20 protein-coding genes are annotated in these 18689 nt (G+C 73.3%); 15 read left to right on the plus strand and 5 right to left on the minus strand.

Translation table 11 applies throughout. The features are described 5' to 3' along the window. Positions 1–28: 28 nt before the first annotated feature. The 5 genes from DB033_RS15660 (at position 29) to DB033_RS15680 (ending at position 4200) form a co-directional block, all read left to right on the plus strand. On the plus strand, positions 29–580 hold the full coding sequence (locus DB033_RS15660; protein ID WP_420814083.1) for a sigma-70 family RNA polymerase sigma factor: 552 nt from the start codon (positions 29–31) through the stop codon (positions 578–580). Further along, positions 577–1239, plus strand: a complete 663-nt coding sequence (locus DB033_RS15665; protein WP_111767850.1) for an anti-sigma factor — start codon at positions 577–579, stop codon at positions 1237–1239. The genes DB033_RS15660 and DB033_RS15665 overlap by 4 nt, the downstream gene beginning before the upstream one ends. A gap of 97 nt (positions 1240–1336) precedes the next feature. Then, positions 1337–2905 (plus strand): amino acid permease, encoded by a 1569-nt coding sequence (locus tag DB033_RS15670; RefSeq protein WP_111767851.1) that lies wholly within the window; start codon positions 1337–1339, stop codon positions 2903–2905. Positions 2906–2989: 84 nt separating this feature from the next. Then, positions 2990–3607: a ClpP family protease gene (locus DB033_RS15675; RefSeq protein WP_111767852.1), complete on the plus strand. Its 618-nt coding sequence runs from the start codon at positions 2990–2992 to the stop codon at positions 3605–3607. Then, positions 3604–4200 (plus strand): ClpP family protease, encoded by a 597-nt coding sequence (locus DB033_RS15680; protein ID WP_111767853.1) that lies wholly within the window; start codon positions 3604–3606, stop codon positions 4198–4200. The genes DB033_RS15675 and DB033_RS15680 overlap by 4 nt, the downstream gene beginning before the upstream one ends. A 25-nt stretch (positions 4201–4225) precedes the next feature. On the opposite strand, the gene DB033_RS15685 is transcribed toward DB033_RS15680, so the two are convergent. Beyond that, the gene (locus DB033_RS15685; protein ID WP_111767854.1) at positions 4226–4561 is read right to left on the minus strand and encodes a helix-turn-helix domain-containing protein; all 336 of its coding nucleotides are present in this window, start codon (positions 4559–4561) and stop codon (positions 4226–4228) included. Positions 4562–4666: 105 nt separating this feature from the next. On the opposite strand from DB033_RS15685, the gene DB033_RS15690 reads away from it, so the two are divergent. Then, positions 4667–5587 (plus strand): hypothetical protein, encoded by a 921-nt coding sequence (locus DB033_RS15690; RefSeq protein ID WP_157970728.1) that lies wholly within the window; start codon positions 4667–4669, stop codon positions 5585–5587. 4 nt (positions 5588–5591) lie between these two features. Here DB033_RS15690 and DB033_RS15695 read toward each other — a convergent pair whose 3' ends face one another. Continuing rightward, entirely contained in the window at positions 5592–6053 is a 462-nt protein-coding gene (locus tag DB033_RS15695) for a GyrI-like domain-containing protein (RefSeq protein WP_111767856.1), read from the minus strand. Positions 6054–6139: 86 nt separating this feature from the next. Between DB033_RS15695 and DB033_RS15700 the strand changes: the two genes are divergently transcribed. From DB033_RS15700 to DB033_RS15715, 4 genes are read left to right on the plus strand one after another with little or no spacing between them, the layout of a single operon-like run. Continuing rightward, positions 6140–7528 (plus strand): glutamine synthetase family protein, encoded by a 1389-nt coding sequence (locus tag DB033_RS15700; RefSeq protein ID WP_111767857.1) that lies wholly within the window; start codon positions 6140–6142, stop codon positions 7526–7528. Positions 7529–7555: 27 nt separating this feature from the next. Beyond that, the gene (locus DB033_RS15705; RefSeq protein ID WP_111768360.1) at positions 7556–8920 is read left to right on the plus strand and encodes an aldehyde dehydrogenase family protein; all 1365 of its coding nucleotides are present in this window, start codon (positions 7556–7558) and stop codon (positions 8918–8920) included. Positions 8921–8949: 29 nt separating this feature from the next. Next, on the plus strand, positions 8950–9720 hold the full coding sequence (locus tag DB033_RS15710) for a 3-oxoacyl-ACP reductase (protein ID WP_111768361.1): 771 nt from the start codon (positions 8950–8952) through the stop codon (positions 9718–9720). Positions 9721–9731: 11 nt separating this feature from the next. Next, the gene (locus tag DB033_RS15715) at positions 9732–10457 is read left to right on the plus strand and encodes a gamma-glutamyl-gamma-aminobutyrate hydrolase family protein (protein WP_205843940.1); all 726 of its coding nucleotides are present in this window, start codon (positions 9732–9734) and stop codon (positions 10455–10457) included. A 69-nt stretch (positions 10458–10526) separates the two neighbouring features. Here DB033_RS15715 and DB033_RS15720 read toward each other — a convergent pair whose 3' ends face one another. From DB033_RS15720 to DB033_RS15730, 3 genes are read right to left on the minus strand one after another with little or no spacing between them, the layout of a single operon-like run. Further along, positions 10527–11876, minus strand: coding sequence for a glycosyltransferase (locus DB033_RS15720; RefSeq protein WP_111767858.1), 1350 nt, complete (start codon positions 11874–11876; stop codon positions 10527–10529). After that, a complete protein-coding gene (locus DB033_RS15725) occupies positions 11870–12979 on the minus strand; it encodes a glycosyltransferase family protein (protein WP_111767859.1) in 1110 nt (369 codons plus the stop codon). Before DB033_RS15725 ends, DB033_RS15720 begins: the two co-directional genes overlap by 7 nt. Further along, complete coding sequence (locus DB033_RS15730; RefSeq protein ID WP_111767860.1) at positions 12976–13899, minus strand: WcbI family polysaccharide biosynthesis putative acetyltransferase; 924 nt, start codon at positions 13897–13899, stop codon at positions 12976–12978. The genes DB033_RS15725 and DB033_RS15730 overlap by 4 nt, the downstream gene beginning before the upstream one ends. A gap of 80 nt (positions 13900–13979) precedes the next feature. Here DB033_RS15730 and DB033_RS15735 point away from each other — a divergent pair, with 80 nt between their 5' ends. The 5 genes from DB033_RS15735 (at position 13980) to DB033_RS15755 (ending at position 18676) form a co-directional block, all read left to right on the plus strand. Beyond that, positions 13980–15074, plus strand: coding sequence for a glycosyltransferase (locus DB033_RS15735; protein WP_111767861.1), 1095 nt, complete (start codon positions 13980–13982; stop codon positions 15072–15074). A gap of 62 nt (positions 15075–15136) precedes the next feature. Then, entirely contained in the window at positions 15137–16273 is a 1137-nt protein-coding gene (locus tag DB033_RS15740) for a glycosyltransferase (RefSeq protein ID WP_111767862.1), read from the plus strand. After that, the gene (locus DB033_RS15745; protein WP_111767863.1) at positions 16270–17265 is read left to right on the plus strand and encodes a glycosyltransferase; all 996 of its coding nucleotides are present in this window, start codon (positions 16270–16272) and stop codon (positions 17263–17265) included. Before DB033_RS15740 ends, DB033_RS15745 begins: the two co-directional genes overlap by 4 nt. Further along, complete coding sequence (locus tag DB033_RS15750) at positions 17262–18134, plus strand: glycosyltransferase family 2 protein (protein WP_111767864.1); 873 nt, start codon at positions 17262–17264, stop codon at positions 18132–18134. Before DB033_RS15745 ends, DB033_RS15750 begins: the two co-directional genes overlap by 4 nt. Before the next feature lie 74 nt (positions 18135–18208). Beyond that, on the plus strand, positions 18209–18676 hold the full coding sequence (locus DB033_RS15755) for a GtrA family protein (RefSeq protein ID WP_111767865.1): 468 nt from the start codon (positions 18209–18211) through the stop codon (positions 18674–18676). Positions 18677–18689 lie beyond the last annotated feature (13 nt).

Consider the following 18689-nt stretch of genomic DNA (forward strand, 5'->3'; position numbering starts at 1 on the left):
CGGACGAGAGGGGGACGCGGTGTCGGCACTGACCCGGTTGCGTCGTCCGCGCCCGGCCGGCCTGGGCGACGAGACGGCGGTGAAGGCCGCCTACGCCGCCCACGGCGCCGAGCTCTACCGCTTCGCGCTGCGCTCGCTGGGCGATCCGGGTGCGGCTCAGGACGCCGTCCAGGAGACGTTCCTGCGGGCGTGGAAGTCCGCGGACCGGTACGACCCGGAGCTGGCCAGTCTGCGGGTCTGGTTGTTCGCGATCGTGCGCAACGTGGTCGTGGACGCGTCGCGGCGCCGGTCGGCGGGGTCCTGGGCCCGGGTTCCCGGCGGCGAGGACACCGTCGAGCAGGCGCTGGACCCGGTTCCCGACGACACTGACGCGGTGCTGAACCGCTGGCTGGTCGAGGAGGCCCTGCGGCGTCTGAGCCCCGAGCACCGGTACGTCATCGTGGAGACCCACCTGCGGGGACGGCCCTACGACGAAGTGGCGGCGGAGAGTGGCGTGCCCACGGGCACGATGCGGAGCCGGGCGTTCTACGCCCTCAAGGCGCTGCGGATCGCGATGGACGAGATGGGAGTGACGCTGTGAACGCCGAGGAGCACCGCGCACTCCGCGAGCTGGTCGGGGCCTACGTGCTCGGCGGCCTGAGCGGGGCCGAGCGCACGTCGGTCCAGGCCCACCTGGACGGCTGCGCGGCGTGCCGGGCCGAGGTGGCCGAGCTGGCCCCGGTGGCCGCGGCCCTGCGGGGCGTCGATCCGGACGCCGTCGCCGTCGGTACCCCGCCGCCGCCCGAACTGGGCGACGCCATCCTCACCTCGGTGCGCGAGGGTGCGCGCCGGCGCGACCGCGACCGGCTGCTCAGGCGGGCGGGTGCGGGGCTGCTGGCGGCCGCGGTCCTGGCCGGGGTGTTCCTGCTGGGCGTGCAGCTGGCGCCCGCACCCAGCGCACCGCCGGTCATCGCGATGGCGGTCGACCGGGTGGCGGCCGGGGTGCGGGCCGAGGCCGGACTGGTCCGGCACACCTGGGGCACCGAGCTGAAGCTGACCGCGACCGGCCTCGCCGAAGGCTCCTACACGGTGGCGTTCGTGCGGTCCGACGGCAGCGTCGTGCCCGGCGGCACGTTCATCGGGACCGGCGCGAACACGTTGAACTGCAGCCTCAACGGTGCCCTGCCGCTGGAGGAGACGGTGGAGATCACGGTGACCGACGCGGGCGGCGCGGTCGTCGTGGACGCGCACGCCGTCTGAGCCGGCCGATCCGGTTACCGGACCGATACGCACCGGTCATTCCCGCGTCGCCGGTCGCGGCGTAGCTTCCTGCGTACCCATCCCGCAGAGGAGACCCGTGTCCACCGAACTGTCCGACGACGAAAAACACCTCGCCTCACTCGGTTACAAGCAGGAGCTGAACCGTTCCTGGTCCGGCTTCTCGAATTTCGCCATCTCGTTCTCCATCATCTCGATCCTGGCGGGGTGTTTCACCTCGTTCGGGCTCGGCTGGAACAACGGCGGACCGGCGGCCATCGCCTGGGGTTGGCCGATCATCGCCGCGTTCATCCTGCTCATCGGGTTCTCGCTGTCGGAGCTGGTGTCGGCCTACCCGACCTCCGGCGGGATCTACTGGTGGGCCGCGAAACTCGGCGGGCCCAAGGCCGGTTACTACACCGGCTGGCTCAACCTCATCGGTCTGATCGCCATCGTCGCCTCGGTGAGCTACGGATGCGCCACGTTCCTCGACCTCACGCTCGGGGTGTTCAGCGAGAGCTGGCTGGAGGGCTACAGCCTCACCCGGGTGTTCGTGCTCTTCCTGGTCATCCTGGCGATCGCCGCGGTGGTCAACATCTTCTCCAGCCACCTGCTCGCGGTGCTGAACAACATCTCGGTCTGGTGGCACGTCGCCGGCGCGTCCGCGGTCATCCTGATCCTGTTCCTCGTCCCGGAGCGGCACGCCACCTTCGGCGAGGTGTTCGGCACGGTCATCAACAACACCGGCCTGTTCGACGGCGGGACGGGTGCCGGGTTCCTGTTCTACGTGTTGCCGATGGCGGCCATCCTGACCCAGTACACGATCACCGGCTACGACGCCTCCGCACACCTGTCGGAGGAGACGAAGTCGGCGGGAGACGCCGCCGCCAAGGGCATCTGGCGGTCGATCTTCTACTCCGCCATCGGTGGCTGGCTGCTGCTGCTGTCGTTCCTGTTCGCGGTGCAGGACCCGGACGCGGTCAGCGCCGGCGGTGGCGGCGTGGCCGTCATCTTCGGCCAGGCCCTGTCGCCCACCGTCGCCGGCGTCGTACTGCTGATCTCGACCGTGGGCCAGTTCTTCTGCGCCGTCGCCTGCCTCACCAGCTGCTCGCGGATGCTGTTCGCGTTCAGCCGCGACGGCGCGGTGCCCGGAGCGCGACTCTGGGCCTCGTTGTCGTCCAGCAAGGTCCCGGCCAACGGCGTGCTGCTGTCCGCGGTCGTCGCCGCCCTGATCACGCTGCCCGCGCTGGTCGCGGTGGACATCAACGGCGCCCCCGTGCCGGTCGCGTTCTTCGCGGTCGTCTCGATCGGGGTGGTCGGTCTGTACGTCTGCTTCGCCATCCCCATCTTCCTGCGCTGGCGGCTCGGTTCGGCGTTCACGCCGGGTTCGTGGACGCTCGGGAAGCACTACCGCTGGATCAATGTCGTCGCGCTGATCGAGATCGCGGTGACGTCGGTCGTGGCGCTGTTCCCGACCTCCGCCGGCGGCATGCCCTGGGACGACGCCTTCGAGTGGAAGTTCGTGAACTACACGCCGCTGCTGGTCGGCGGCGCGTTGATCCTGCTGTGGATCTTCTGGCACCTCTCGGTGAAGAAGTGGTTCACCGGCCCGAAGATGACCGTCGACCGGCCGTCGGTCGCCGACGAGCTGGGCCTGGCCGAGCAGTAGCACCACCGCGGGCGCTGCTGTCAGCAGCGCTGCTCCCGGCAGCGCCCGCCCCCTCGCCGTCCCCGCTCCGGTCAGGGTGGACCCATGACCGACACCCCACCCCCTGGCAGGGATCTCGACGAGGGAATCTACCGACGACTGTTCGAGCGGCGCACCCTGCTGCTCGGCGAACCGCTGGAGCACTGGAACAGCAACCGGCTGTGCACCGGTCTGCTGCTGCTCGCCGCGGAGAACCCGGATTCCGACATCCGGCTGCTGATCAACTCACCGGGCGGCTCCGTCCCCGGAATGCTCGCCATCCGGGACTGCATGCGCGCGATCCCGAACGACGTGGTCACCGTGAACCTCGGGATGGCCTACAGCGCCGGGCAGTTCCTGCTCAGCGCCGGCACCCCCGGCCGGCGGTACGCGCTGGCCCGCTCCAAGGTGCTGCTGCACCAGGGCTCCGCCGGGATCGGCGGCACCGCACAGGACATCGCCATCCAGGCCGACGACCTGCGGCACACCCGCGACACCGTGCTGGGGTTGATCGCCGCCGACACCGGCCGGCCGGTCGAGGACGTCGAACGGGACTCGTTGCGCGACCGCTGGTTCGACGCCGAGCAGGCGCTGGCGTACGGCTTCGTGGACCACATCGTCGATTCGGCCGAGGACATCCTGCCCGCACCGAAGCACCCGATCGGACTGGGGGCGCGGCGATGACGGGCTATGCCATCCCCTACGTCACGACCCGGACCAACCAGGGCGAGCGGACGGTCGACGTCTACAGCCGGCTGTTGTCCGACCGGGTCGTCTACCTCGGCACCCCGATCGACGACGGCGTCGCCAACGCGGTCATCGCCCAGCTCATCCACCTCGAGTCCGACAGCCCCGAGCAGCCGATCAACCTGTACCTCAACTCCCCCGGCGGCTCGATCTCGGCGACGCTGGCGATCTACGACGCCATGCAGTACATCCGGTGCGACGTGGAGACGACGTGCGTCGGGCAGGCGGCGGCGACCGCGTCGATGCTGCTGGCCGGGGGCGCGCCCGGCAAGCGGCGGATCCTGCCGCACGGCCGGGTCGTGATCCACACCCCCGCGAGCGAGGGGCGGGGCACCATTCCGGACCTCATCCTGGAGGCCGACGAGGTCGAGCGGGTGCGGACGATGCTCGAGGAGATCATGGCCGAGCACACCGGCCGCACCCCGGCGCAGATCCGCGAGGACACCGAACGCGACCTCATCCTGACGCCGCAGGCCGCGGTCGCCTACGGGGCCGTGGACGCGGTGCTGGCCCGGCGTCGGCTGCCCTGAGCGGTGGGCGGCACGGACGGACGCGTCAGGCGGCGAGGCAGACCGGGCCGGCGGCGCGCGGCACCAGCCGGTCGCCGGCCCGCCGGGTGAGCTCGAGGACCGACAGCCCGAGGGCCCCCGACACCGCGGACAGGATCTCCGACGACGGGTCCTTGCGGCCGCGTTCGATCTCCGACAGGTACTGGGCGGACAGCCCGGCCCGGCCGGCGACATCGGCGATCCGCTCCCCCCGGGTGCGCCGCTCGTCGCGCAGCTGCTCGCCGACCGCCTCCCGCCAGAGCCGCTCCGGCGCGGGCGCAGCGGGGCGGTCGGCGCGGTCGGGGCGGTCGGGGCGTGGGCGGAAGGCGATCACGGTGGCCATGTCGGGACCCTAGGCCGACTGGTCGTTCCGGGGAACGCTGTTCGCCGAGAGCCGATCGGAGTTGGATGGGAGCAGGCGCCCGGCCGGCGCCCGCGGGAGGTGGACGTGCGGCAGGGTGACGGCACCGCCGTGCGGCGTCGCGCCGCGGGAATCGTCCTGCTGTGCGTGGCGGTGCTGGCGATCGCGGCCCTCGGGCGGCTGCAGAACCCGCCGCGGCTGGCCGGGACGGCGGCGGCGGAGCCGCCCGCACCGCCTCCGTCGGTGGGCGACTGCCTGCTGGCCCTGCCGGTGGACGACGGCTGGTACGAGCCCGGCGTGCTGCCGCCGCCGCTGCAGCTCGGCGACTGCACCGAGCCGCACTTCGGGGAGGTGTACACGGTCGTCCCGTACGACACCGCCGACGACGGCCCGTCCTGCTGGGGGGACGACAGCGCCGTCCCCGACCCGCTCAGCTATCTGGGGCAGCCGCCGACGCCGGCCGGGTCGTGGTTCCCGACCCTCAACTTCTTCGTCGTCCTCGGCGGGCCGGACGAGCGGCAACGCGACACCGGGCAGGCCTGGGTGGCCTGCGTGATCGCGCTGTCCACCTACGCCGACAGCCGGCCGTTCACCGCCCCGCTGGCGGGGGCCTACGCGGCCGGCACGCTGCCCGTCCAGTTCGCCGTGTGCCAGGACGGCGCGGACCTGACGCGGTCGAGCAGTGTGCCCTGCGACCGGCCGCACATCGGCGAGGACTTCGCCCAGATCCAGCTGACCGGTCCGGGCCCGGACGCCGACACCCTGACCGCGGGCTGCACCGAGCTGGTCGCGCGGATGGCCGGCACCGATCCGGCCGGCTGGGAATCCCTGGAGGTCCGGGTGGTCGCGTACCTGCTGCCCGACGGCAGCGGGCCGGACGTCGTGGTCCCCCCGCTGCGGACCGGTCAGAACGGTCACGCGACGTGCGGCGTCGTCGCCACCGACGGGAGACGCCTGGCAGGCAGTCTGCTCGCGCTGGGCGACGCACCGGTCCCGTGGGCCCGCTGAACCCTCAGGCCAGCGGAAGCACCAGCCGGGTCGCGATCTCCGACGCGTCCGAGGCCGTCGACGGATCCGTCAGGTACTCCTCCCAGAAGTCGCCACGGGGCGCGACGCCGCGGGCCCCGAGCTCGCCCATCAGCTGCTGCCACGCCTCCCCGAGCGCGTCGTAGGAGCCCCGGTGCACCGCGACGAGCGCCGGGCCACCCGGCCGCTCGGTGACGTCCACCTCATCGTCCAGCCCTCCCGGTGGCAGCCCGTCGACCGGGAAGCCGGCCGAGATCGTGCAGGTCTCACCGGGCATCTCGTGGTACCAGCCGATCGCCGGCCCGGCGGGGCCGGCGCCGCGCCGCGCGAGGGCGCCGGCCACGCTGCCGTAGGCGTGGTCGTAGAAGTCGCGGATCCCGCTCATGGCGATGGTCCGGCGGTGGACCGCCACCGTCCGGGCCGGCTCGTCGCGTTGCTCGATGTCCATCGGTCGTCCTTCCGGGTGGCGGGCCACGACCAGCGTGGCGCGCCGCAGCGGGGCTCGCAACCCGTTGCGTCCACCGCGGTGCAAGGATGTGCCTCGTGACCGCACCCAGCACCGGATCCCGCAACCCGCGCCTGCTGACCGTGGACCGGCTCCGCGAGCTGATCGACGACGGCACCGTCGACACCGTCGTCGTCGCCTTCACCGACATGCAGGGTCGCCTGCAGGGCAAACGGCTGCACGCCCCGTTCTTCCTCGACGAGGTGCTCGGCCACGACACCGAGGGCTGCAACTACCTGCTCGCCGTCGACGTGGAGATGAACACCGTCCCGGGGTACGCGATCTCCAGTTGGGAGCGCGGCTACGGCGACATGGTCTTCACCCTCGACCTGGACACCATCCGGCTGATCCCGTGGCTGCCGGCGACGGTGATGATCCAGTGCGATCTGACCGCCATGGACGGCACCCCGGTGGCCGAGTCGCCGCGGACCATCCTGGCCACCCAGGTCGCGAAGGCCGCCGAGAAGGGTTGGACGGCCCACGCCGGCACCGAGCTCGAGTTCATCGTGTTCGACGACACCTACGAGGCGGCCTGGAACGCGAACTACCGCGACCTCACCCCGGCCAACCAGTACAACGTCGACTACTCCATCCTGGGCACCACCCGGGTCGAGCCGCTGCTGCGCGACATCCGCAACTCGATGTACGCGGCCGGCATGGTGGTGGAATCCGCCAAGGGCGAGTGCAACTTCGGCCAGCACGAGATCGCCTTTCGGTTCGCCGAGGTGGTGCAGACCGCCGACAACCACTCCGTCTACAAGAACGGCGCCAAGGAGATCGCCGCCCTGCACGGGAAGTCGCTGACCTTCATGAGCAAGTTCAATGAGCGTGAGGGCAACTCCTGCCACATCCACCTGTCGCTGCGCGGCACCGACGGGTCGCTGGTGTTCGACGACGGGGAGGGCGGCCGCACCCCGCTGTACGAGCACTTCATCGCGGGCGTCCTGGCCACGATGGCCGAGTTCACCCTGCTGTACGCGCCGAACGTCAACTCCTACAAGCGGTTCGCCGACGGCTCGTTCGCGCCGACCACCGTCGCGTGGGGGCTGGACAACCGGACCTGCTCGATCCGGCTGGTCGGTCACGGTGCCGGGGCGCGGCTGGAGAACCGGCTGCCCGGCGGTGACGTCAACCCCTACCTGGCCATCGCCGGGATGCTGGCCGGCGGCATGTACGGCATCGAGCACGAGCTGCCGCTGGAGCCGGAGCAGGTCGGCAACGCCTACACCTCCGGCAAGCCCACCGTCCCGCGCACCCTGCAGGCGGCCCGGGACCTGTTCCACGGCTCGGCGATCGCCCGCGCCACCCTCGGCGACGCCGTCGTCGACCACTACGTACACGCGGCCGACACCGAGCTGGCCGCCTTCAATGCCGCCGTCACCGACTGGGAGCTGCGGCGCGGATTCGAGAGGCTCTGAGTGACTGTCGCTTTCGCCGACGGCGGGATCAGCACGCTGATCTCGCCGGTCACCGGCACCGCCCTGCAGGACGTCCGGCTGGCCTCGGCGGCCGAGGCCGACGCCGCGATCGAGGCGGCGCACGCCGCGTTCCCGGCCTGGCGGGCGGTGTCGCCGGGTGACCGCGCGCGGCTGCTGCGCCGCTTCGCCGCGGTCGTCGACGAGCACCTCGAGGAGCTCGCGCAGCTCGAGGTCCGCAACGCCGGCCACACCGTCGGCAACGCCCGCTGGGAGGCGGGCAACGTCCGTGACGTCCTGAACTACTTCTCCGGGAGCCCGGAGCGGCTGTCCGGCAGGCAGATCCCGGTCGCCGGTGGTCTCGACGTCACCTTCTACGAGCCGCTCGGCGTCGTCGGCGTCATCGTGCCCTGGAACTTCCCGATGCCCATCGCCGGTTGGGGTTTCGCGCCGGCGCTGGCCGCCGGCAACACCGTCGTGCTGAAGCCGGCCGAGGTCACCCCGCTGACGGCGATCCGGCTCGGCGAGCTGGCGCTGGAGGCCGGCCTGCCGGAGGGCGTCTTCACCGTCATCCCCGGCAAGGGGTCCGTCGTCGGGCAGCGCTTCGTCGGCCACCCCGCGGTCCGCAAGATCTGCTTCACCGGATCGACCGCCGTCGGCAAGCAGATCATGGCCGGGGCGGCCGACCAGCTGAAGCGGGTGACGCTGGAGCTGGGCGGCAAGAGCGCCAACATAGTGTTCGACGACGTCGACCTCGAGGCCGCCGCGGCCGCCGCCCCCGGTGCCGCGTTCGACAACGCCGGGCAGGACTGCTGCGCCCGCTCCCGGGTACTGGTCCAGGCGTCGGTGTACGAGCGCTTCCTCGGACACCTGGAGACCGCGGTCTCCGCGATCGCGGTGCGCGACCCCGCCGACGCGACCTCGGACATGGGGCCGCTGATCTCGTCCGGTCAGCTGGCCGCCGTGCGCCGCTACTCCGACGCCGCCGACATCGCCGTCCGCGGCTCCGTTCCCACCGACGACCCGCTCTCCTCGGGCTTCTGGCATCCGCCGATGGTCGCGCTCCCGCGTTCCCCCCGGGACCCGGTCTGGACCGAGGAGATCTTCGGCCCGGTGCTGTCGGTGCTGCCGTTCACCGACGAGGCCGACGCGATCCGACTGGCCAACGACACCGAGTACGGGCTGTCCGGGTCGATCTTCACCCGCGACGTCGGCCGGGCGTTGCGGGTGGCCCGCGCGGTGGAAGCCGGCAACCTGTCGGTGAACTCGCACTCGTCGGTGCGCTACTGGACGCCGTTCGGCGGCTTCAAGCAGTCCGGCATCGGCCGGGAGCTCGGGCCGGACGCCCCGCACTCCTTCACCGACGTGAAGAACGTCTTTCTCAGCTCGGAATGACCGATCTCCAACAGCAGGGAGCGAAGCACATGGCAGGACGTCTGGCCGGCAAGGTCGCGGTCGTCACCGGCGGATGCTCCGGCATCGGCCTGGCGACCGCGCGGAAGTTCGCCGCCGAGGGCGCGAAGGTCGTCATCGGTGACCTGGACACCACCCGCGGGCCGGAGGTCGCCGCCGAGCTCGACGGCCTTTTCGTGCCGGTGGACGTCACCGACAAGGCCGAGGTGGACGCGCTCTTCGCCGCGGCGAACGACACCTTCGGCTCGGTCGACATCGCCTTCAACAACGCCGGCATCTCCCCGCCCGACGACGACTCCATCCTCACCACCGAACTGGACGCCTGGCGGCGGGTGCAGGACGTCAACCTGACGAGCGTCTACCTGTGCTGCAAGGCCGCGCTGCCGTACATGCTGGAGCAGGGCCGCGGCTCGATCATCAACACCGCGTCGTTCGTCGCGGTGATGGGTGCCGCCACCTCGCAGATCTCCTACACCGCCTCCAAGGGCGGCGTGCTCGCCATGTCGCGGGAGCTCGGCGTGCAGTTCGCCCGGCAGGGGGTCCGGGTCAACGCGCTGTGCCCCGGTCCGGTGAACACCCCGCTGCTGCAGGAGCTGTTCGCCAAGGACCCGGAGCGTGCCGCCCGCCGGCTGGTGCACATCCCGGTCGGCCGGTTCGCCGAACCCGACGAGATCGCCGACGCCGTGCTGTTCCTCGCCTCCGACGAGTCGTCGTTCATCACCGCGTCGCAGTTCATGGTCGACGGCGGCATCGCCGGTGCCTACGTGACCCCGCTGGACTGAGGACGGCACCCGTGTCCCGACCGATCATCGGCATCACCATGTACCGCCAGACCGCCACCTGGGGGCAGTGGGACAGTGTGCCGGCGACGCTGCTGCCGGCCACCTACGCCGCGGCGGTCTCGGGCGGCGGGGCGTCGCCGGTGCTGCTGCCGCCGTACGGCATCGCCGACGACTTCCACGGGATCGTCTCGCGGCTGGACGGTCTCGTGATCGCCGGCGGCTCCGACGTGAACCCGTCCCGCTACGGTCGCGACCCGGAGCCGATGACGGCCGGCTGGGTGGACGAGCGCGACGTGAGCGAGCTCGCGCTGCTCGACGCGGCCGCCGACATCGGGCTGCCGACGCTGGGCATCTGCCGGGGCATGCAGCTGATGGCCGTCCACGCCGGGGGCACGCTCATCCAGCACGTGCCGGACGTGGTCGGCAACGACGACCACTCGCCGGGACCGGGCCGCTACCAGGACAACCCGGTGTCGGTCGTGGCCGGCACCCGGCTCGCCGACATCCTCGGGGCCGCGGCGACCGCGCACTGCCACCACCACCAGGCGGTCGAGTCCTACCCCGGGTTCGAGGCCGCGGCGTTCAGCGCGGACGGGCTGGTGGAGTCCATCGACCACACCGACCGCGCGTTCTGGCTGGGCGTGCAGTGGCACCCGGAGACCGGCACCGACCCCCGGTTGTTCCAGGCGCTGACCGCCGCCGCGCGGGACTACCGCACCGCCGACGCCCGGGTCTGACCCACGCGGTCGGGAAGGTCCGTGCCCGCCGAGCGGGCACGATCCGCCCCGACCCGGAAGCGGACGTGCTCAGGCCCAGCCACCGAAGACGGCGGACAGCAGTGGTTCTCCGTCGACGGGGGTCAGTCCGGCCTCCTCGCCGGTCATCGTGAGGTCCGGGAACAACCCGCCCAGCGGTACGCCCGACCGTGCGGCTCGCCGCAGCGCCCGGGTCGCCGTCAGCGTGACCGGGCCGGCGGTGATCCGCCCGACGCCGTCGTCGGTGAGCCGCCGCAGCACGTCCGCGATCCCGTCCGCGGCCCGCACCGGCGCGGTGACCGTCAGCTGCACCCGGGCCCGGTCGGTCACCCGGGTCGGCGGGGCACCCACGTGCACCCGGGGGTCCCCGGCGAACCAGTCGGCGACGGCACCGACCGCCGCGGCCGCACCGGCCAGCCAGATCCCGACGTCACCGGCCGTCAGCAGCGACCGCAACGCCACCACCGCCGCGCCGAACGGCCAGCCGGTCACGTCGGCGATCACCACCACGTCGGGCACCGGGTAGACCTGCCCACGTCCCCGCAGCGACGGCTCCGGGATGCGCCGGGCCAGCTCCTGGATCTCGCGGTTCTTCTGCGTCCGCTGCGCCTCGGGGTCGGGGTTGCGGCCCGACCAGTCCGGCCCGTGGTGCCAGGCGACGGCGTCCGGCACGTAGGCGAACACCGCACCGGCGGTGTGGGCCCGGTAGGTGAAGTCGTAGTCCTCGCCGCCGTAGCCGACGAAGCTGTCGTCGAAACCGTCGATGTCGTCGAACAGCTCGCGGCTGCACGCCAGCACCGCGCCGATCAGGTGCTGGTAGCTGCGGGGACCGATGTCGAGCAGGTCCCCCGACGCTCGGTACTCCCGCAGCAGCCACTCGGGCTCCTCGAGCGCCGCCGGCGCTGGTCCACCGGCGAACCAGCGGAGCACCCGGCCCGGGCTCCAGCCGTCGAGGGCGGCGTAGCGGCGACGCCCCCCGACCACGGCGTCGGGCAACGCCGTGGGCAGTCGGGACATCGCCGCGACGTAGCCCGGCTCCGGGACGGTGTCGCCGTCCAACAGCACCAGCACGCGGCCGTCCGCGTGCCGGACGCCGAGGTTGCGCGCCGCCGCCGCCCGGAACCCGCGGTCGTCCTGCCGGACCACGACCACGTCGAGGCCGGCTCCAGCACCGGTCCGGGGCGGCTCCGCCGAGCCGTCGTCGGCGATCACCACCTGCAGCCGGGACCGCGGGTGCGTCTGCGCGGTCAACCCGGCGAGGATCAGGTCGAGGGCGGCCTGGCCCTCGAAGTACGGGATGACCACGCTGACCTCGGCCGGGTCGGGCGTGGCGGTCACCAGGTCCCAGCGGTTCCCGGGGACGGCGAGCAGGCCGTCCGACCGCGTGGTGGCGGTCAGCACGCGGCGGCCGCGGTCGCGCGCAGCCAGTCGACGTAGCGGCGGGCCACCACCGCGGGGCCGGGGCCGGTGACCGCGCCCCGCGGCAGCCAGGTCGACTCCGGGTCCGCGAGCGCGGCCAGCACCAGCTCGCGCAGCTCGCCGGGCGCGTACAGCCGCAGACAGTCGGGCCGGCGGGCGGCGATCTCACGGGTGTAGTCGCCGGCCAGTGCGAGCGGGCGGCGGCCGGCGGTGATCCAGGAGTTGATCGACCCCGACGCCGAGACCTGCGCGGCCGGCGCGACGGGGACGTCCACCGACCGGAGCAGTACGTCCACGTCCTCGTCGGGCACGTACCCGGTGGTGGCGAAGTCGATGCCGTGCACCCGCGCGAGCTCGCCGAGGTCGCCGAGCAGGTGTTCGTGTCCGGTCGACGCCCGGCCGATGGCCAGCAGCCGGACCGCCGGTTGGATCCCGGCCAGTTCCTCGATGACCTCGACGTGGCCCTTCCCCGGGTAGAGGAAGCCGAAGACCCCGACCGTGGGGGTGTCGCCGCGCAGCGCCGGCGGCGCCGGTCGCGCGGGCGCCGGGCCCGCCGCCACCGGCAGCGGGATCACCGTGACCGTGGGGGGTGTGGCGGTCGGGTCGGCGGCCGACACCGCCCGGGTCAGCAGTTCCGCCTCGTGCCGGCTGGAGACCACCACCCCGGCGGCGACGGCGGCGACCGCGGCGTACGTCGCGGCCCGCCTGCGGTACAGCGAGGCCGACACCTCGGTGTGCGGCAGATCGTGGAAGGTGACCGAGAGCGCGACGCCACGTCGGCGGAGCCGCGACGCGACGTCGAGCAGCCGGTCCCGGGCGGTGGAAGACGAATCGGCGAACAGCCAGTCGTTCACCTGCAGGTGCACGAGCCGGGTGCCGAGCGGAACGGTGTCCAGCAGTGACGGCAGGGCGGCCGGGCTGGCCGCCACCAGGGCCGAGCCGCCGAACCCCAGCGCCAGCGCGGCGTCGAACAGCCGCCGGCCGAAGAGGGTGACGCCGTGGTCGTCGGGCCCGCACCAGGCCATGACGACGCCCTCCCCGCGGAACCGGGCCGCGGTGGCCGGACGCTCCCCGGTGAGCGTCACGTCAACCCCAGGAGGGCGAGAGTGTCCGCGTGGCGCTGCATCCCGGCGTCGAGCACCCACGGATTGTCGAGATACCAGCGCTGCTGGGCGGCGTGCACGGTGTCCGCGCCGACTCGCTCACCCCGCACGGTCCAGTGGTCGACCGGGTCGGCGTCGATACCCAGCGCCGCCAGCACGGGCGCCTCGACCGGCGCCACGACCTCCCCCAGCAGCACCCGACCGGGGTCGGCGGCCACCGGAGCGACGCCGATGGCCTCCTGCAGGCGGCGGGCCAGCTCGACCAGGATCCGGTTGCCCGGGTGGTTGACGGTGAGCATGTCACCGGCCCGGGGCGCGGCGAACAGGTCCGAGATCGACACGTCGCAGTCACGGTCCTCGCGCCGCGCCAGCTCGGCGCGGGAGGCGTCGGCGACCGCGCGGAACGCCCCGTCGGCGGTCGGCCCCGCCACCCGGCCGGCGGCCGCGGCGAGCGTGCGCAGGTCGTGGTAGGGCACGACCGGTGGGTTGCGCCCGGGGTCGCGCGGATCGCGGACGATGACCTGCCACGGGTGCAGTCCGGCGAACCGCAGCACCGGCCAGCGGACGACCCGGGCGCCGGCGGGCAGCAGCCCGGCGAGTTCCCGGGTGCCGAGGGTGAGGTCGCGGTAGCCGTCGCGCACGGGTTGGCTGACGAGGACGTCGCAGCGGGCCAGCAGCCGTTCGAGGTGCGGGAGGTCGTCGGCGGTGAGCTCGAACACCGGCGGGATGCGGATGGTGCGCCCGTGCAGCTCGGGGGACTGGGCGATCAGCTGCCGCATCGCCTCGGCCTGGCAGTTCCCGTGCACCAGCACCACGGGGCCCGACGCGAGGTCGGCCTCCGGGTCGTCGGGGAGGCCGTAGAAGGTTCCGTAGTGTCGCGTGCGACCGTCGATCGTGGACACGTCTGGCCTGTACCCGTTCCGTTCCGGCCGAAACGGTGTCCGTGCACGTCCGCTGCAGCACATCACAAGGGAGAACGCCGATGTCGGGAGAGGTCATCCGGGTGGCGTCCATCCCGTCCGCGCATCCCTACGTCGAGCATCTCGGCGACCCGGCGGGCGACCGGGTGCACCGGCTCCCCGACCCGCTCCCGGCGGTCGCCGATCCGCTGCCCGGACAGTGGTGGCCGCCGGTGATGCTGGAGCCGGAGTGGGTGCGTGACCATCCGGCGGACTTCGACGTGATGCACCTGCACTTCGGGTTCGACGCTGCCTCCCCGGACCGGTTGCGGCAGTGGGTGGCCGCGCTGCGGGCCACCCGGAAACCGTTGGTGTTCACCGTGCACGACCTGGTGAATCCGCACTTCGCCGACCCGGGCACGCATCTCGCGGCCCTGGACGTCCTGGTGCCCGCCGCCGACGCGGTGCTCACGCTGACCGCGGGCGCGGCCGCCGAGATCGGCGCCCGCTGGGGACGGCACGCGATGGTCGTGCCGCACCCGCACGTGGTGCCCCTGGACCGCCTGCGGACCCCGGCCGACCGACCGGGAACCGGCGCCGGCCGGTTCGTCGTCGGCCTGAGCGCCAAGAACCTCCGGGCGAACATCGATCCGGTGCCGCTGCTGGCCGCCCTGCTGCCGGCCCTGCCCGGACTTCCCGGTGTGCACCTGGAGGTCGACGTGCACCGGGAGGTGATGGACCCGTCGCGTACCGATCCCCGGGCGGTCGCGTTCCGCGCCCTCGTCGCGGAGCACCACGACCACCCGCGGTTCAGCGTCATCCCGCACGACCGCTACTCCGACGAGGAGCTGTTCGCCCACCTCGAGGCACTGGACCTGTCCGTGCTGCCCTACCGGTTCGGCACCCACTCCGGCTGGCTGGAGGCCTGCGTCGACCTCGGGACCGCGGTGCTGGTTCCCGACACCGGCCACTACGCGGGTCAGCACGGGCACCCGACGTACCGGTTCCCCGGCGGGCGCGGCGTCGGTGGCACGGATCTCGTCGAGCGGGTCACCGCCGTGCAGGACGGACGCGTCGACGCCCGTCCGCCGCGACCGGACCGCCTGGACCAGCGCAGACGGGTGGCCGCGACCCACCGACAGGTGTATGACGGCGTGCTCGCCGCCACTTCTGGGTAAGCCCCTGGCGCGACCGGACCACGGCGCGCGCCACGCACTCAGGAGGAGACAGGAGGCGGTCGATGCTGCCGCACAGGCCGGACCGGACGACATCACCGCAGACGTCGGACGCATTCAAGATCCTGGTCATCTCCTCGCTCCGATATCCCATCGCCGAACCCTTCGCGGGCGGCCTCGAGGCCCACACCCACGCGCTGGCCCTGGGCCTGCGCGAACGCGGCCACTCCGTCCTGGTCGCCGGGGCCGTGGGCAGCGACCCCGACGTCGTCGGGCACGAGTTCGGCATGATGCCGCCCAGCCGGCCCGGCGAACGCGCCGACATCACCGAGAACGACGAGGTGCGCGCCGCCGAGCACCGCTGTTTCACCGCCCTGATGGACGACGTCCGCGACGGCCTCCTCGGGTCGTTCGACCTGATCCACAACAACTCGCTGTACTCGGTCCCGGTCGAGCGCGCCGCGACCCTGCCGTACCCGATGGTGAGCGTGCTGCACACTCCGCCGCTCTACTGGTCCGAGCGCGTACTCGGCGACAAACGCCACCGCGACAGCGATTTCGTCGCCGTCAGCGCCTCCACCGCCCGTTCGTGGGCTCCGTTGCTGACGCCCCGCGTGGTGCTCAACGGCGTCGACACCGACGCCTGGCCGGCAGGCCCCGGTGGCCCCGGCGCGGTGTGGTCCGGACGCATCGTCGCCGAGAAGGCGCCCCACCTGGCGATCCAGCTGGCCCGGGCGGCCGGCCTGCCGTTGACCATCGCCGGGCCGGTGATGGACACCTGCTACTTCGACGCCGCCGTCGCGCCCCACCTCGGTGACGACGTCCGCTACGTCGGGCACCTCGAGCGCGCCGAGCTCGCGGCCCTGGTGGGGTCCAGCGCGGTCGCCCTCGTCACCCCCGTCTGGGCCGAACCGTTCGGCATGGTCGTCGCCGAGGCGATGGCCTGCGGCACTCCGGTGGTGGCCTTCGCCCGCGGGGGAATCCCGGAGATCGTCGACCCGTCGTCGGGGCGGCTGATCGACCCGCCCGCGGACGACGTCCTCGACGCCGCTGATCTCGCCCGCGCCACGGTGGCCCTGCACGAGGCCGCCGCACTGGACCGTGCCGGCGTCCGCCGGTTCGCCGTCGAGCGGCTCAGCCTGGACGCGATGCTCACCGGCTACGAAGCGGTCTACCGCGACGTGCTGCGCGACCACGCGTGATCGGCTACTACGTCCACCACCAGGGCCGGGGCCACCTCACCCGGATGCTGTCCATCACGGCCCGGTTGCAGTCCCCGGTGACGGTGTTGTCGTCGCTGGCCCCGCCGCCGGAGGCCGCCCACCTGCCGTGGGTCCGGCTCAGTGCCGACGACTCGGGCGAGCACTTCCGGGACGCCGACGCGGGCGGCACCCTGCACTGGGTGCCGCGGCACCACCCCGGGCTCCGGGGGCGGATGGCCGCCGTCGCCGCCTGGATCGCCCGACACGACCCCGAGCTGGTGGTCGTGGACGTCTCGGTGGAGATCGCCACCCTGTGCCGGCTGCTCGGGGTACCTACGGTGGTGATGGCGATGCGCGGTGACCGTTCCGACCGCGCCCACCGGCTGGCCTACGACGCGGCGGACGCCCTGGTCGCCCCCTGGTCGGCCGATTTCCCGGAGCCGGGCTGGCCGGAGCACTGGTACGCGAAGACCTTCCACACCGGCGCCCTGTCCCGCTTCGCCGGCCGCCCGGTGCCGCAGCGGGCACGCCACGCCGGTCCCCGCCGCGTGCTCGTGCTGTGGGGGTCCGGCGGCACGGGACTGACCCGGGCCCAGTTGGCGGCGGCGCGGTCGGTGCCGTCGACGGTCTGGCGGGTCGCCGACGGCGGGCTCGCCGCCGACGAGGTCTGGGACGCCCTGCAGTGGGCCGACGTCGTCGTCACCCACGCCGGACAGAACGCGGTCGCCGAGGTCGCCGCCGCCCAGCGGCCGGCCGTCGTGATCGCCGACGACCGCCCGCACGGGGAGCAGCGGGCCACGGCCGTCGCGGTCGGCGCCACCGGTGCGGCCGTCGGGGTGATCGGCTGGCCGGCGGGTGCCGACTGGCCCGGTCTGATCGACCGGGCCACGGCCCTGGACGGCCGGGGCTGGCGCCGGTGGACCCATCCGCAGGCCGCCGCGCGCGCGGCCGGCCACATCGAGACCCTCGCCGCGACCCGGCTCTCCGCGTGAGCCCGACCTGTGCGGTGATCACGCTCGTCCACGGGCGGGCCGATCATCTCCGCGAGCAGCAACGCGGACTCGCCGCCGCCACCGTCCGACCCGACCACTACGTGGTCGTGGCGATGGACGACCCGGCAGCCGTCGAGGCGACGTCGACCGGTCCGCTGGCCGGTTCCGGGATCGCCGTCCACGCGATACCGCTGTCGGCCCAGCCGCACCTGCCGCTGGCCGCCGCGCGCAACGCCGGTGCCCGTGCCGCGCTGGCCGCCGGGGCGGAGGTGCTGGTGTTCCTCGACGTGGACTGCATCCCGTCCCCGGGCGCGATCGGCACGTACCGCACCACGGTCGCCGCACATCCCGGTGAGCTGCACTGCGGCACCGTGCGGTACCTCGACGAGACCCACAGCCGCGCGACGCCCCCGGTCCTCGTCGGACCGCCGCACCCCGCCCGCCCGGCACCGGAACCCGGACAGACCGTGCCCTCCACCGAGTGGCCCCTGTTCTGGTCGCTGTCGTTCGCGGTGGACGCCGCGACCTGGCGGCGGCTCGGCGGCTTCCACGAGGCCTACACCGGCTACGGCGCGGAGGACACCGACTTCGGGCTGTCGGCGCACGAGGCGGGCGTGCACCTGCGCTGGGTCGGCGGCGCCGACGTGTACCACCAGCACCACGCCTCGGAGTCCCCGCCGGTGCGCCACCGCGACGACATCCTGCGCAACGCCGCGGTCTTCCATGCCCGGTGGGACCGGTGGCCGATGGAGGGCTGGCTGCGCCGCTTCGCCGACCTCGGCATCGCCCGGTTCCGCGACGGCCGTTGGGAGGCGGTCGGCCCGCCGCCCCGGACACCCGTGACCGACGCCACCCCGGGTCGGCGGTGACGCCGGACTGATCGACGTCGCCGCCGCGTTGCACAGGGTGCCGATGTATCGGTGACGACGGACGGGAACGGGCGATGATGGCGGCGGTGGGCGTGCGGACGGCGCTGCGATCGGCGCGCCGCCCGACGCGGCTCCCCGGCGGCGCCCGGGCCCGCGGACGCCGGCTGGCCCGGTTCGCCGTGGTCGGAGCCGGCGCGACCGGCCTGCAGGTCGTTCTGTTCGCGCTGCTGCACGTCCTGGTCCCGCTGTTCTGGGCCAACCTGATCGCCTGGGGCGCGTCCACCGTGGTGGGCAACCAGGTGAACCGCTCGCTGACCTTCGGCCGGCACGGACGGCCCGGCGCCTCGCGCGACTTCGCGGTGTCCAGCGCGTTCAGCCTGGTGGGGCTCGCTGTCACCACGCTCGTGTTGCTGCCCGTCGACGACCAGCCGACGATCGCACTCGTCGTCCTCGTCGCGGTCAACGCCGTCGTCGGTCTCGGCCGCTTCCTCGGTCTGCGCCGCTGGTTCGCCGGTCACGACCCGGCGGACCCGGTGGTCTGACCGCCGACATCGC

The sequence above is a fragment of the Nakamurella deserti genome, from assembly GCF_003260015.1.
Classification (GTDB): Bacteria; Actinomycetota; Actinomycetes; order Mycobacteriales; family Nakamurellaceae; genus Nakamurella; species Nakamurella deserti.